Here is a 13,777-nt window from a genome sequence, read left to right as displayed (position 1 = left end):
AAAAACATTGGGTAAAAGATCACAGCGCTCTACAATTAATTTTGCACGCTCTGCTGTTAATGTATCATTCGCCGCATAAAGTCTTTTGACATGGCTTATCAGATATTCTTCCCAACGCAAGGCTGTTGTAATGGCATAGAGTCCAATTTCAAAACGACCACTATCAAGAAGTTCAAAAATCAACGCAAGGCTTGCTATGGTCTTTGGCCTTTTTAAAAGATGCGATTGTAAGCTTTCAAAAAGGTTATTCTCTTTAGCTTTTTTAAAATCTTTTGCATCCACTCACGAAAGATCTCTTGAACATCAGCAGAAAAACGCATGACAAGCGGATGTTCAGGAGAACCAAGGGGTTTATATCATAATGAGAACGTATTAAGCTAAGAGGAGATGCCAAATTCTCAAAGGAGAAGTGCAATGCACCTTTACGAGTTTTTTGGACTTCATGATTTTTTGTACAACATTATGCCCCCCAAGATTATGTGCCCTTAAGCAGCTACAGTCGTTGATACAATATCCTCAGCAAGCATTTGTTCATCTTGCACATATATTTTTAGTATTTTTAATAATTTTTTTTGGAAGATTTCTTGGTACGGCACGCGATACATCAGTGCTAACGTTCTCTTAAAAAACACCCAGATAATTAATCAGCTTCAAAAAACAACCTTACCAATGAAGTACTAGCTAGAGGGTTGCATGCACAACGCAATAATGGCACACTGATTCCCACAAGCGTGCTTCACATATTGCACGCATAGCCTGTACAGAGTCTACCGCTCCTAAATACTCAAACGTAAAAACGTAATGCTACTGGATCGTATAGTGACCGCAGTTGCACCCTTAAACACCGGTTCCTCCCCATATCATAATGCTTGACAAAAGCATCATGCCATCATAGCAACGGCTTTGCGTAGGGGTCCCACAACATAGTTCTACAAATTGTTGACGCATTGCCAAGCTAACAGTTTTCTTGCCCACCTACGCCAATGAGACCATCACTATCCTCTTTTTGAATCGTAAAACAAAATGATTTCCCATGAGCGATAAACCATCTGCTCAAAGTCCAGCTAGCTCAAACTCATAGCATTCTAAACCTTTAGGCTCGCTCTTCCCCCAAGGGGGCATAGTCAGATATATCACTTCCCTCACCTCTTCACGCGCTGGGATAAAAAAATCTGAAACTACGAGGCAACGCTGCATTTGTATGCAGCGTTGTTGTTAGGAATAAGCTTCTATTGAGATAGTTCTAATGGGAAGCACCCACAGCTAATGGTATAGGGATTAATTTGGATTCTTTCGAAATGCTATATATAAATTTAATGTGCCGCCCCACAACACACCACCAGTAAACCCACTTAAAAGACCAAAAAGAAGGTTAAAATCAAATGCATATTTCAAATCAGGTACAACCTTGAGAAAAACAATCAATGTGAATTTGATGACAAAAGCGATAAGAATAAATGTCAGCGTCAACGGCGTACCAGGCAGAATAATGAAATCCGTTCCCTCTTTGATTTTTAAACGCGCAGTAGCACGCCAGAGCAACCAGCCAACGCCAAAGCCGATCATCAGCCCTGCCAACATTGCGATTGCTCCCCAGCGTGGGAAAGCCAGCTGGTTAATCACATCGCTTGCGCCCAAAAAAAGAAAGACTAACGGCAAGAGAAAAAGGCGGTAAACCTTCGTTTCCCTATCTTTCAATGCGATTATTCCCCTCGCGATGAGAAAAATAAGCAAAATCCAAGCCCATAAAGGGGTTCCGGTCAGAATGTTAAACAATGACATATTATGCTCCATGATGTTTGATGCGATAAAAATATTGCATGATGTTAGGAAGATATTTAGAAAAAAGAATACCAGTACAAATTAAACCCATAGTGATTAACCAAATCTGGGGGGTCCATGTAAAAAAAGCCACTAGAAGACCATTGGCAAAAAAGATGATTACCCAAATCCATGTAATATATTTATTGATGAGATAAAATAGGATATGTTTGCGTTTTTCTTCAGAAACACCAGCACTGGCATAAAAAATGGTAAAGGGTTTCTTTACCAGCAAGCTAATCAATGAAACCAGAGCAAGTGACAGATAGCAAAAAACTGTGGGGTAGTTCAGTAAAAGTGTAGACCATCCAGCGAAATAATTAACAAACAGGACAATAACTGTCAGAATGTTAGTAATCATCACGGGTTCTCCCTGCCGGACAATTTTAATATTCACAGCAATAATGAACAATAAAATCACAGTTAAGATGAGAGAGCGTTCGACCAGAGTTAAAACGTTTCCATTGATAACCCAGGAGTAAATACTCCACGGAATAAAAGAGATTATTATGTTAAACATGGCGCATCCTCCTTTTTATATTTGATAGAAAACTTACCGCAAGTGCTTCGTTTTTTAGTTTCCGTATGAATATAAAAAACGCCACCCAGTTCACACTCTGTATCCTGTTTAATGGTCAACTGATAGGTATCTCCCGGATAAACTGCTTCAATGAACTTTACTTTTTTCAGCGCAACAGATGCGATATTTTTCGCCCTACCCTGCGTGGCCAAAGCCAGAACCATCTCAATCAATAGTGAACCAGGACATACGGCGTGGGAGGGGAAATGTTCCTCAAAAAGCGGGTGATGCGCATTAAAGGAAAAAGTACAAGAATCTCCGGTTACGGAAGAAATCTTACATAAATCGCCTAGTAATGGAAGAGCGGCTTTCTCAGAACACGAGCTAAAGAAGCAGACCTTACTGACCATGATGATTGCCTGCGCAATAACGGCCTTTCCATTGTCATATGTGCTAGCCTTACAGTGAATACGGTAGGCCTCATTAATGCGTTCAATATGTCCTTCAACGCATAACCGATCGCTATCAAAATGGGTGGTAGAGAAAAACTGTTCAACCATGACAGGGAGATAGCGATAAGTGAGATCCGAGTTTTTAGCCACCACGGTGGCGAATCGAACTGAAAACTGATGCAAGGCTTCGAGTAACAAGCCCTGTTTCAAATAGTTATGGGCTAAATTCCAGTGAGAAATATTGATTTGCCCGCAAGCACGCATCGGTGTGGTTAAGGTAATACTCTGACATATACCCAAGAAATTTGGCTCGGTGCGATGCTTTATAGCCATAATTTGGGGACCTTTTTATATTTTTTTCTTAAATCCTTTGATGATAAACCGAAGGAATGAGCGCTAAACCGCGCTTGATAGTGCGCGAGAAGTATCGGCATACGACAAACGAAAAAAGCCAACAATCCCAGCTCAGGAGAAGCCCGATGTTTGCTCATGATGCTTGCAATTAGAAAATCGACATTGGGTTGCAGTCCTGTATTGTCTGAAATAGATCGCGCAAGCGAACTGAAGGGACGCATAGGCACCTGAAAGCGTGAAAAAAAGAAATCAACCCGGACATCCCGTTGCATAATCGGGTGACCAAACCCTGGCCAGGGTTTGTCTTTGCAATAATGCGTTACCGCCGCCTCAAGATTCCCGGCTTCAATCTCATTGAGGACACTAGAAAGTCGCATGATAGCATATTTGTAGGCTCCCATATGCGCGGGGCCAGTGGCACAAAACACACCGATTAGTGCAGAAATGACGTCGCTCTTGGTACTGGCAATAAATCTTATCGTGGTGGTTGTGGGTGTCACAATACCAAACCCGCCCAGCAGTAGAGACATGCACCGGCAAAGCATATCAATATCCCAGTCGGAAGAAGCTTCCTTGCTAGTTAATGCTAACCAAAAAGCACGCTCAAAGGTATTGCAATTTTCGATCTCCGGAAAATCGGAAAACTGTTGGGAAGAGCGCGCCAATGCAATAATCCACGGCATCAGCAAGATAATTTTAAGACAACTACCGTCGCTTACGGGAGCCATGACCTTACCCTGAGCCGCCGAAACCTCAACTTGCGATAATAACATCATAAATCGCTGCGTTAAACTCAAAGATGGCAATGCATTGATCAGTTGATGCATCGCCTGCAGTTTGGCTGTAGGGTTCGTCTTTTGCAGTTCGGCGCTAGCATTCTGAATCAGCCGATCCATCTGTTCTTCATTAAGAAGGTTGCCGGTCAGTGCAAACCATGCGTTCTGCAAATAACGGTTTTCATCGGCAATATCAATCAAATTACATCCACGAATAAACAATACGTTATTATCTAAATCATAATTATCAATAACATCATCTGACATGATTTACTCCTGCTGCTCCGGTGACACGCTATAAAACCTGATGTTGACATTTATCGTATGCGAATTCCCTGATACAATTTCATTACACAAATTATCAAGTTGCATTACAGGACTCCCTTGCGTCATAAACTAGCAGGCATTTCCCTCTGGATGAGAAAAGCAAATCGCTATATTCGACGAGGGTGAGATTAATACGCCCGCGCTTTTTCATATAGGCTTCATAAATATCCGGCAAATGATAGATTTCCTCAGTTAGTTCGGACAAATCAAGGTTGTGAAATACTTCGCAGCAGATTTTAATATCCATAATCTCTTGTCTATCCGCGGATAAAGACAATACAATTTGAACAATCACATCGGGCAACCTTCGATTAATAATTTTGAATATTTTTTCATGGCTAATCAAATTTCCCATGAAATTAAAATCAACAGCATTGCGTTTAATACCTTCAAAATAGAGGTCACCATTTTCAACGGATAATGTGCCCATATCGCCCACGGAATATCTGATAAGTTTGCGCGAGACATCGGGATCCAGCGATGTCACTAGCAGCCCTCTCTTATCTTCATATTCAAAGAAGAAATCATCGCTGAAGAGCAGGTACCGATTAAGCCGCCCTTCGGCGGACATACCAATGAAACCGCACTCCGACAAACCATATAAACCAATTATCCGCAGATCGGCGCCCAGCATCTCACGCAGATAGTTTTCATGCACACCCAGCATCGATTCACCGGTAAAGACTACTTTTTTAATTGCCAGTGGAACCCCAAGGCTGAGCATAGCTTCAACGAACTGAACGATGGTGCTGGGCACACCAAACAGTACCGAAAGCTGTACTTCAGCCAGAAACTCGAAATGACTCTTCAGCAGCAGGGCAATATCGCCAACCGGCACGACATGTGCACGGCAATGTTTTACAATTTCACACGCCAAGTAGTGTAAAGATGAAAACAGATTAATCGTAAACAGGTTGCCAACAACATCCCCTGGGGAAAAAAATTGCCGCGCGCGCAGGTTACGAATTAAATTATGCTCTGATGAGCTGACCGCTTCCTTACTGGATTTTAGACGAACGCTGACCATTTTCATCGCCCCGGTGGTGCCGCTTGTAGCACCAAGCAGCATGGGTAAGTGTTCAGCCGCAGAGTCCAGTTGAGTCAAAGAACCACTATCACCAGTGGTCGAATAAACGCGTGTACTTATCCTAACCGAATCGCGAAAAGCAATGTAATCGAGTGCATGGCAGCCAGTTATTGCCGTTATACGTGGTTGCATTTTTGCATACATTTCAGCACAGAAATAATCCATGATAACTCAGACCTTTTTAATGAAAATTTCACAGCCCAGAGCTGCTAGACCTTCTCCAAAAGTATCCAAAGCAATATCTTTTAAATAATGAAGATTACGCATTGTTTCACGCTTTTGTTTATTGCGTTCTTTAATGGGGTCACAACCCTCATGCAAAACAGAACGCCATTGATTTGCCAATTCACGCGCTTTTTTTAAAGAAACATGTCTTAATGCACCCAAGCCCATTTCGCGGCGCCGACCATGAATGGTATAACGATAAAGCCATTGAGCACCTCCATCTTTACGCTTATGAAGTAACAAGCCGGCACCATCATTATATTTGCCAGCTCCCAATGTTGCGACAGACCTCGCATTAAGACGGTTCATAAGAGCCATTTTTACTCCTTTCTTATACAGTTTTTACCCACACGCCAGCTCCGCTTTTGACGTGCAAGCAAATGGTTTTGATTGATTCAACATACACAGATTTGAAATGAGAGAATCCTACGTTATTCGGAGTTCTAATTCAATATGAATAACGCTAAATTATCATTATAAATCAATACGTTGTCCCAAATATTCACATGACAGTAGCGCATTTTTTGCTGTACTGCCATGAGAGAGAAGACCAACAGCTTTATCCAAAAAAGCATCACAATCTAAATTATCAAAAGCGTTCTTCAAAGTCTCTGAATAAGACCTGTGATAAACAGGGCTTGCAAGAATAACATCGTCAGCGTCTGCGATTGTTTTGACAAATGTATACACTTTAGCATCGCAATGGTAATAACTTATAAAAACAATAACTTTTTTAAATGACTCCTCAACGGCGTATGAATATAAGCACGTTTTTTCTCGTCATTTTTTAAGGTATTAAACTCTTCCAATCTACCGAACTTACTCTTAAATTGTAGCCGAATGATTTTAATAAACCCATATTATTTTTAAAACTCAACAAATAATATTGAGGTTACAATCAAAGACACTTCTTTTCAATATTAAGCAAGTTTTGTAACCTATATTGTTATCTCCATAGAAGTAAAACAGCCTCTATGGACGATGAGTAGCTAAGCCTTCACAGCTAGTGCTTTACAAGCGCTTTTATAACACTCACTCTGCCCCAAACATAGGATTGCATTTTATTAAATAACCCACGCGCATATAATTAAAGATAGAAACGATTAAGCTTGCACCAATCATGCCAAGCCAATAGCCAATAAAGCCATATTCAAAAAAATGCGCCATTAGCGCTCCCCCAAATAGGCCTAACCCCCAATAACTTATTGCTACAACAATTGTTGACCAAAACGTATCAAGCAAGCCCACAAGTATGCCATTGAGCATAGCTCCTAAAGTGCCAAAAGAAAAAGACAATAAGATGAACGGAAGCAACTTCCAAGAGAAAACAATAACGCGTTCTGAAGAAATATTAAAGATGGTTGTAAGGATAAATTCATAAGAGAGATAAACAACCACTGATAAAAATAAGACATAAGCTACAGCAAAAACTGTGACACTCATACGCAACTGTTTTAGAGCCATATTATTCCTATCTGCTCTATACCACGCTGCTATTGTCGCGGCTGCGCTGGAAATCCCCAAAGCCACCACAGAAATAAGCATATCGAGACGCATCCCTATCGTATGCGCGGACAAAGATTCGACCCCATAAACCGTAATCATGAATGCAATGAACGAAGGAAAGCCCTCCGCAATAAGAATACGTATACCAATGGGTAGCCCTACTCGCAGCAATTTTATTATTCGTGAAATCTCTAACTTTGGTCTCAAATAATTAAAGCGAAAAGAATGAAAAGCAGAATTGCGGGACAAAATTATTGCTGCTGCAATAACAATTAAAATACGGATCAAACTGCTCGCAATTCCTGCACCAAAGACACCTAATCCGCTTACAGAACCTATACCAAAAATAAGCGGCCAAGAGATAAGAAAATTCACAAGGATAGCCGCAAGCATAACCCAGGTTAACGGCTTTGGATTACCAATTGCTGACAGTAATCCCCGGCTATTCACATAAAGATAAAAAAACACCACCCCTATAGCAGCACCACTATTATATTCCTGCGCTATATTGGCAATTGTCCCATCTTGGCCGAGAAAACACAAAATATTTCTCGTGTTGAGTAAAATGATCGCACTCATCATTCCAATCACAAGGGAAAGCCATATTCCTTGATCAAACCATGCCTTCAATGCATATCTATCTTGTCTACGAAAACTTTCCGCAAGTTTTGGTGCAACCGCGGTAATAATACCTAGCCCAAACAACATAACAAAACTAAATATACTCAGAGCTAACATTGTACCACTCAAGACTTGCACGCCTAAATGCGCTACAAGCGCTGCATCTGTGAAGGAAATCATCATCTGAGAGATAAACCCAACAGCCAGTGGCATGCCAAGAGAGAGCAATTGCTTCATCACAACAAACATTGTGAAATACCCTTCCATATTGAAGGGCATATTAAGCTCGGATCTTTTAAACAAAACACATTGATTTTTTCCGTAAAGTCTTTCCATCACAAGTCTTGTGTAAAGGATGCATAATGAGAACGCATTAAGGTAAGAGGAGATGCCCAGTTCTTAAAAAAGAAGCGCAATGCCCCTTTATTGGTTTTTTGGACTTTATGCCATGCGTTTTTTTTGTACAATATTATGCCCCCAAGCAACTACAGTCATTGATAAAAGATCCTCAGCGAGCCGTTTGTTCGTCTTGTATATCCATTTTCAGTATTTTCAATAAAATTTTTTGGTACGGTTGGTGGGATTTGAACCTACGACCTCTGGTGCCACAAACCAGCGCTCTAACCAACTGAGCTACAACCGCATAAAATCAAATGTATCATAACTGTTCACGATTTCGTAAACATTTATTCTTTGCTTATGTGACATAAGGAAGATCAACAAAGTTTGCAAGCCCCTTTAAAAAAATCTCGCAATTTTTTGTGAAGAAAAAAGCGTTTTTTACAAAGGAAATTTTGCCCAATGCTCAAGACTATGATCACGATAGCCTTTTATGTTATCAACTCCATCTTGTTGCATCATCTGCAAAACCTCTTGCAGAATAGTTATGACAAGATTTGGACCTTCATAAACCATCCCACTATATAATTGAATCAAATCTGCACCAGCTTTTACTTTTTCCAAAGCAGTCTGTGCATCCTTTATACCGCCAACACCGATAATTGCAATCTCCTTCCCTAATTTTTGACGCATTTTTGCAAGCATAATAGTAGAACGCTCAAAGAGTGGACGTCCAGAAAGCCCACCCTCTTCATTACGGAAGTGACTATTGTTAAGACCTTGGCGTGAAAGAGTTGTGTTAGAAACAATGAGTCCATCAAAATCAGAAAGTTTTATTTCTTCAGCAACATCATCTAATTCTTTCTCTGATAAATCAGGAGAAATTTTTAAAAAAATGGGAATGGAGAATCCATGCTTGTTCTCTTGCTCATTTCGCGCTTGCGAAATTGCACTCAACAAAAGATGCAAACTGTCACGGGCCTGTAAATCACGTAAACCTGGTGTATTAGGAGAAGAAATATTAACCGTAAAATAATCAGCAACATCATAAAAATGAGCAATACCAACAGTATAATCATCAATCTTATCGACCGTATCCTTATTGGCTCCAATGTTGACTCCTATAACACCAGTTTTTTTACACGCATGCAATCTATTGTAAACAACTTGATGTCCGTCATTATTAAAGCCCATTCTATTAATAATCGCTTCATCTTCTTTTAAACGAAAAAGCCGTGGTTTAGGATTTCCAATCTGAGGCTTTGGTGTCACTGTCCCAATTTCAGTAAAACCAAATCCTAACCGAAAAATACCATCTACAACCTCTGCATTTTTATCAAACCCCGCTGCAAGACCAATAAAATTTTCAAACTCAAGACCAGCAACAGTTACACACAAACGTTTGTCGATAACCTTTTGACAACCATTTAATCCACTTTTCAGCCCAAGAATCGCTAAACCGTGTGCTTGCTCTGGATCCAACATAAATAAGGCAGAACGGCCAATACAACGAAAAAAACTCATCAATTCTTCTCCACAACATAAAAATGATCCATCGCACCTCACCTCTACCTTTTAACACAAAAGATTTCCAATCAAAGCAAGCATATTATCCAAATAATATTCCCCTTCTAGAAGAAAACTCATCACATAATAGCCATACATGTTTATATTGGTTATACTATGTAAAGAACTTTTTATTCTTAAAAAATGTTTCTCTTTTTCGACATTTTTTAAAGATTAAAATATGAATCCTAATCTTATAAAATTCAGCATGAATTGGAACATCAATGGCTCTTACCATAGTCATGGTTTTATGACGCCTTATGCAGGCACGCTCATAATTTTCTTAAAAATGCAGGCAAATTATCTCTATTCCCAAAGTTCCTTTGTGTAATATTGTTTTCAATAGAAACAAAGCTTGTTCTATAAAGCTATTTTTTCCTAGCATTTATAGGATACATAGTTCATAAAATCATCTAAATTCATACTATTGTTGCACTATTTATGAGCAACAGAATGTTCAATCAATTTGTACTCTATTGATAATCTGCGTTGTTTTCTTTGCCATTTCTGATGTATTAAATACAATTTTGCATCTATTAAGTGCTCTGCCTAACATATATTTTAAGTAATGACAGTTGATTATTGAACTCAAACATCATACCAACGACTTCCAAACCAAAATGATCTTGCAAACCCTAGAGCTCTGCTATTTATAAACTGATACAATCTTCCAGCAGATGAAATGTGTTTCTTCCATCCGAATTATCGCCATTTTAGCTCATGTAACCCAATACAAATAGCTTTTAGATAAGCCATAATGCCCTCCTAATTGCTATTATCGCTTACTAAATTAAGAGGAATTAAATTATAAGTTTTACTCCTGTCTCATCTATCTATTTCTTCTATCAGTGCTGAAATATATTTTTTATTCCTAAATTCTCTTTTTATGACAAAATGTTATGCTAATATATGTACTTCATTTGAAAAGCTTTCTGATAGCTCAACTTTCAACACTACTTATTTTGTGGTATTGTGTAAAAACCTCTCTTTTTAATGTTAACATAAAAATCTTGAGGCAATTATATAAATTAAGCTACAGTTTTCTACTTTCTGTTGAAAAAGCAGATATAGTTTTTATTAAAAAAGCTTTTTTCTAGGAAAGGTTCTATGTACATTCAAATAGAGCCCTAAAGCTCTTTATTAAACCTTATAAAGTCTTTGAAAATAATATTAATATTGTAATATAATCCTAAAAATAAAATCTGCCCTTTCCTTTTTCATCAAAAGCGGTAAGTAAATTACCGTATATCGCTTATATAAAGGGGAAAATGCAATGCTTAAAGAATTCAAAGAATTTGCCCTAAAAGGTAATATGATTGATCTTGCTATCGGTGTGATTATAGGGGGTGCTTTTGGTAGCTTGGTCAACTCAATTGTCAATGATATTTTTATGCCAATCATTGGGCTGATTACAGGTGGGATTGATTTTTCTAATATGTTTATTCAACTTGCTGGCGAAAAACAAGCAACATTGAGTGCCGCCAAAGCAGCTGGAGCAACCATTAGCTATGGACACTTTATTACTTTACTTATCAATTTTCTCATTATTGCTTGGGTTCTTTTTTTATTCGTTAAGGCTATGAATAAAATTCGTAGAAAAGAAGAAGAAAGCCCCAAAAAAACGTCTTCAGAAGAACAACTTTTAACAGAAATTAGAGATCTTTTGGCTAAGAAAAAATAATTTTATGCAAGATTTACATCATGGAACACGAGGAAAAAACATTTCCACAGTTGTTCCATGATTGGGTTTTGAGAACAGTAAAAATTGTCCCCCTCTTTCTTCCACCATTGCTTTACACATTGGGAGGCCTAAACCTGTTCCCATAAAAGCGCTATCACCAGATCGTCCATCTTTGCGCTCTACTTGACCATAAGGTTGCAGTGCCTGTATAATCTCTTCTTCGTTCATCCCTATACCATTATCACTCACTGAAATTTTTACACGTTCTTTTCTATAAGAAACGTGAACAATAATCTGTCCACCCAAAGGTGTAAAACGAATAGCATTGGAAAGAAGATTCCATATAATCTGGCGAAACACTTGTTGTGATACAGGAATAAATGGAACGTGAGGTGGAGCAACAATACGCATGATAATGCCGTTCTGATTGGCTTGAGTTTCAAGAAAAGCTATCGTCGCACGTAAACAAGATATTACATCAAATGTTTCAGAAATAAGGGAAGAATCAATCTGGTTATCGGAACCAGAATAATTTATCTTCGAGCACTCTAGTAATTGATTAATCAGCAATAATATATGTTTTCCAGAGGAAATAATATCGCGTAAATATCCATGATAGCGCTCATTTTCTATCGAACCAAAACGGCCTTCTCTCATAATTTCTGCAAAACCAATAAGAGCATTCAAAGGTGTTCGTATTTCATGAACAACTCCAACGATTTTATCCTCTTCTGCTTTTTTTTCTCCTGATGGAACTGTTTGTGTCCTATCACGCAACATAACAGCATAATTGCCTTGCTTTACCAAAAATACAATCGTTATCAAAACGGTTATATTTTTATGATTTTTTGTCATTAAATCAGCGGTTTCACTGCGATTTAAAACCTGATTTTTTTCCTCCATACGGATTGATTTAAAATACTTTTCAACCAAAAGTCGGCTTTGCAAAGTAAATAATGAAGAGAATGGTTGTCCTCGTAGTTCATTTATTTCATAACCCATTAATGCTAAGGCTGCCCTACTCGCTGATTGAACAAAGCCCTCTTCATCCAACCATAAAACACCATCTGTTGCTGTATCCAACAATGATAAAACTGCAGCGGGCTCTTTTACGAGAGCTTGTTCTATAGCATTTACCGGCAATGTTTGTGCATATGGTAACTGAATAGCTGTTTCTTCAACTAAATTTTCTTCTTTTACCGATGAATTCAATTCATCACGCAATTGCTCTGCAATTTCACGAAAAGCTGAGCGTTCTATCTCCGTAAGACATAGCATTTCTGTTTCTAGCTTTTCATTTCTTTTTTCTTGGACTTTTTTTTGTATTTTTAAAACACCAAAGCCACGAAACCCCTTAAGCTGCTTTTTAACATCAAAAATTGGCAAAGCCGACAATTCAACATCAAGCCATTGTAAGCAACCATCAACAGGCCATTGAACAATCTCTTTACTCCAAGGCATAGCCGCTTCAATAAAACGACTGAGAACCAGATATCGATCATCATTAAATTGATGAGCAAGCTCATGAAAACTACACCCTAAAATAGAAGAAGAGAGAGGACCAACAACTTCAGCTAGCTCTTTTGAGACTTCACAAAACAAACCATTGTGATCGATTTCCCACGTAAAAGGCCGTGGCAAAAGCTCTGGTGTAAAACGAAAAGCTTCTTGCTGACATTTTAATTCATTTGTATTTAACTTTAACTCATCTGCTTTTAATGGCATAACTAAAACTAAAAAGTGTTGAATTTACTCTCAAATGAATAATGCTAATTTGTTTACAATTATCTATTCTGGTTAAAATAACTTGATATCTCATATCAATTGTCTGTAGTAAAATTTTGACTGTTTCATCAACAAAACAAGAATAAAAAGAAGCTTCCAGCTCTTGTTGCTTATTCACCCATTATGTAATAAATCTTGTTACAATAATGGTAACATCTCCCTCGCATAAATAGTACTCAAAAAGAATACACTTATTTTACACATTCATGCGCCTTTTTTGAAAAGATATCTCCCAAGATCCCCAAGCTTATTTTACGACGTCATCTGTAAATGGTGTAATGTAAAAGTCCCTATAGAGGATATCAAGGCATTGTGCATTACCATTTTTATACTTATAAAAGAGCTGGTTAGCACCATCATTATACTAATTTCAGCCCCTAATGTTATCAATAGTTCTCGGCATTTGAAGGCGTTCATAAGCAGCCTTTTTATTTTTTAACTTTTTTACTCCTACATTATTATGATACGCAAGAAAACGGTTTTAATTGTTTCAACAGAAACAGATTTGAAATGAGAAAATCTTACAATGTTTGAGACTTTTATTCACTGTGAATAATGATAAATTACTATAAATCAATATACTGCATTATCAAAATCTCTTTTTCAAATAAAGCTTCTCGTAAGAACATCTTTCTTGAGCCAATAATATCAAATGATAATAAATTCAGCGTGACGCTTTAAAGTATCCTATGCAACAGAACTTGCATATTGGGCATT

The 13,777-nt window shown here is 38.2% G+C and carries 10 protein-coding genes, 1 tRNA gene and 2 pseudogenes; 1 reads left to right on the top strand and 12 read right to left on the bottom strand.

The features are described 5' to 3' along the window. The 11 genes and pseudogenes from ACFIKX_RS09855 to ACFIKX_RS09805 all read right to left on the bottom strand — a co-directional run. Positions 1–353: pseudogene (locus ACFIKX_RS09855) on the bottom strand (DUF3987 domain-containing protein); the annotation flags it as partial. A 925-nt stretch (positions 354–1,278) separates the two neighbouring features. After that, a complete protein-coding gene (locus ACFIKX_RS09850) occupies positions 1,279–1,782 on the bottom strand; it encodes a DUF6622 family protein (protein ID WP_074380593.1) in 504 nt (167 codons plus the stop codon). Position 1,783: 1 nt separating this feature from the next. Then, the gene (locus ACFIKX_RS09845) at positions 1,784–2,341 is read right to left on the bottom strand and encodes a hypothetical protein (RefSeq protein ID WP_375627807.1); all 558 of its coding nucleotides are present in this window, start codon (positions 2,339–2,341) and stop codon (positions 1,784–1,786) included. Further along, positions 2,329–3,126 (bottom strand): beta-hydroxyacyl-ACP dehydratase, encoded by a 798-nt coding sequence (locus ACFIKX_RS09840; protein ID WP_375627808.1) that lies wholly within the window; start codon positions 3,124–3,126, stop codon positions 2,329–2,331. Before ACFIKX_RS09840 ends, ACFIKX_RS09845 begins: the two co-directional genes overlap by 13 nt. After that, positions 3,117–4,190 carry a citrate/2-methylcitrate synthase gene (locus ACFIKX_RS09835; protein ID WP_375627809.1) on the bottom strand — a complete coding sequence of 358 codons (1,074 nt, stop codon included), beginning with the start codon at positions 4,188–4,190 and terminating at the stop codon, positions 3,117–3,119. The genes ACFIKX_RS09840 and ACFIKX_RS09835 overlap by 10 nt, the downstream gene beginning before the upstream one ends. 94 nt (positions 4,191–4,284) lie before the next feature. Continuing rightward, positions 4,285–5,502 carry an AMP-binding protein gene (locus ACFIKX_RS09830; RefSeq protein ID WP_375627810.1) on the bottom strand — a complete coding sequence of 406 codons (1,218 nt, stop codon included), beginning with the start codon at positions 5,500–5,502 and terminating at the stop codon, positions 4,285–4,287. A gap of 36 nt (positions 5,503–5,538) precedes the next feature. Continuing rightward, positions 5,539–5,880: pseudogene (locus tag ACFIKX_RS09825) on the bottom strand (Arm DNA-binding domain-containing protein); the annotation flags it as partial. Positions 5,881–6,036: 156 nt separating this feature from the next. Continuing rightward, positions 6,037–6,252, bottom strand: coding sequence for an NADPH-dependent FMN reductase (locus ACFIKX_RS09820; protein ID WP_375613708.1), 216 nt, complete (start codon positions 6,250–6,252; stop codon positions 6,037–6,039). 342 nt (positions 6,253–6,594) lie between these two features. Next, entirely contained in the window at positions 6,595–7,938 is a 1,344-nt protein-coding gene (locus ACFIKX_RS09815; RefSeq protein WP_375627811.1) for an MATE family efflux transporter, read from the bottom strand. 317 nt (positions 7,939–8,255) lie between these two features. Beyond that, positions 8,256–8,332: transfer RNA gene (locus ACFIKX_RS09810), tRNA-His, on the bottom strand. 137 nt (positions 8,333–8,469) lie between these two features. Then, positions 8,470–9,552 (bottom strand): quinone-dependent dihydroorotate dehydrogenase, encoded by a 1,083-nt coding sequence (locus ACFIKX_RS09805; protein ID WP_375627812.1) that lies wholly within the window; start codon positions 9,550–9,552, stop codon positions 8,470–8,472. A gap of 1,315 nt (positions 9,553–10,867) precedes the next feature. Between ACFIKX_RS09805 and mscL the strand changes: the two genes are divergently transcribed. Further along, positions 10,868–11,275, top strand: coding sequence for a large conductance mechanosensitive channel protein MscL (gene mscL / locus ACFIKX_RS09800; RefSeq protein WP_026500234.1), 408 nt, complete (start codon positions 10,868–10,870; stop codon positions 11,273–11,275). Positions 11,276–11,293: 18 nt separating this feature from the next. Here mscL and ACFIKX_RS09795 read toward each other — a convergent pair whose 3' ends face one another. Beyond that, entirely contained in the window at positions 11,294–13,000 is a 1,707-nt protein-coding gene (locus ACFIKX_RS09795; RefSeq protein ID WP_375612060.1) for an ATP-binding protein, read from the bottom strand. Positions 13,001–13,777: the final 777 nt, after the last annotated feature.

The sequence above is a fragment of the Bartonella sp. CM86QHHN genome (assembly GCF_042194695.1).
In the GTDB taxonomy this organism is placed as follows: domain Bacteria; phylum Pseudomonadota; class Alphaproteobacteria; order Rhizobiales; family Rhizobiaceae; genus Bartonella.
This window is presented reverse-complemented; position numbering and strand designations above follow the sequence as displayed.

Bases quoted from the DNA above. Each gene is read 5' to 3' on its own strand.
- ACFIKX_RS09850 (WP_074380593.1), bottom strand. From the start codon at position 1,782: ATGTCATTGTTTAACATTCTGACCGGAACCCCTTTATGGGCTTGGATT.
- ACFIKX_RS09845 (WP_375627807.1), bottom strand. From the start codon at position 2,341: ATGTTTAACATAATAATCTCTTTTATTCCGTGGAGTATTTACTCCTGG.
- ACFIKX_RS09840 (WP_375627808.1), bottom strand. From the start codon at position 3,126: ATGGCTATAAAGCATCGCACCGAGCCAAATTTCTTGGGTATATGTCAG.
- ACFIKX_RS09835 (WP_375627809.1), bottom strand. From the start codon at position 4,190: ATGTCAGATGATGTTATTGATAATTATGATTTAGATAATAACGTATTG.
- ACFIKX_RS09830 (WP_375627810.1), bottom strand. From the start codon at position 5,502: ATGGATTATTTCTGTGCTGAAATGTATGCAAAAATGCAACCACGTATA.
- ACFIKX_RS09815 (WP_375627811.1), bottom strand. From the start codon at position 7,938: ATGTTTGTTGTGATGAAGCAATTGCTCTCTCTTGGCATGCCACTGGCT.
- ACFIKX_RS09805 (WP_375627812.1), bottom strand. From the start codon at position 9,552: ATGAGTTTTTTTCGTTGTATTGGCCGTTCTGCCTTATTTATGTTGGAT.
- mscL (WP_026500234.1), top strand. From the start codon at position 10,868: ATGCTTAAAGAATTCAAAGAATTTGCCCTAAAAGGTAATATGATTGAT.
- ACFIKX_RS09795 (WP_375612060.1), bottom strand. From the start codon at position 13,000: ATGCCATTAAAAGCAGATGAGTTAAAGTTAAATACAAATGAATTAAAA.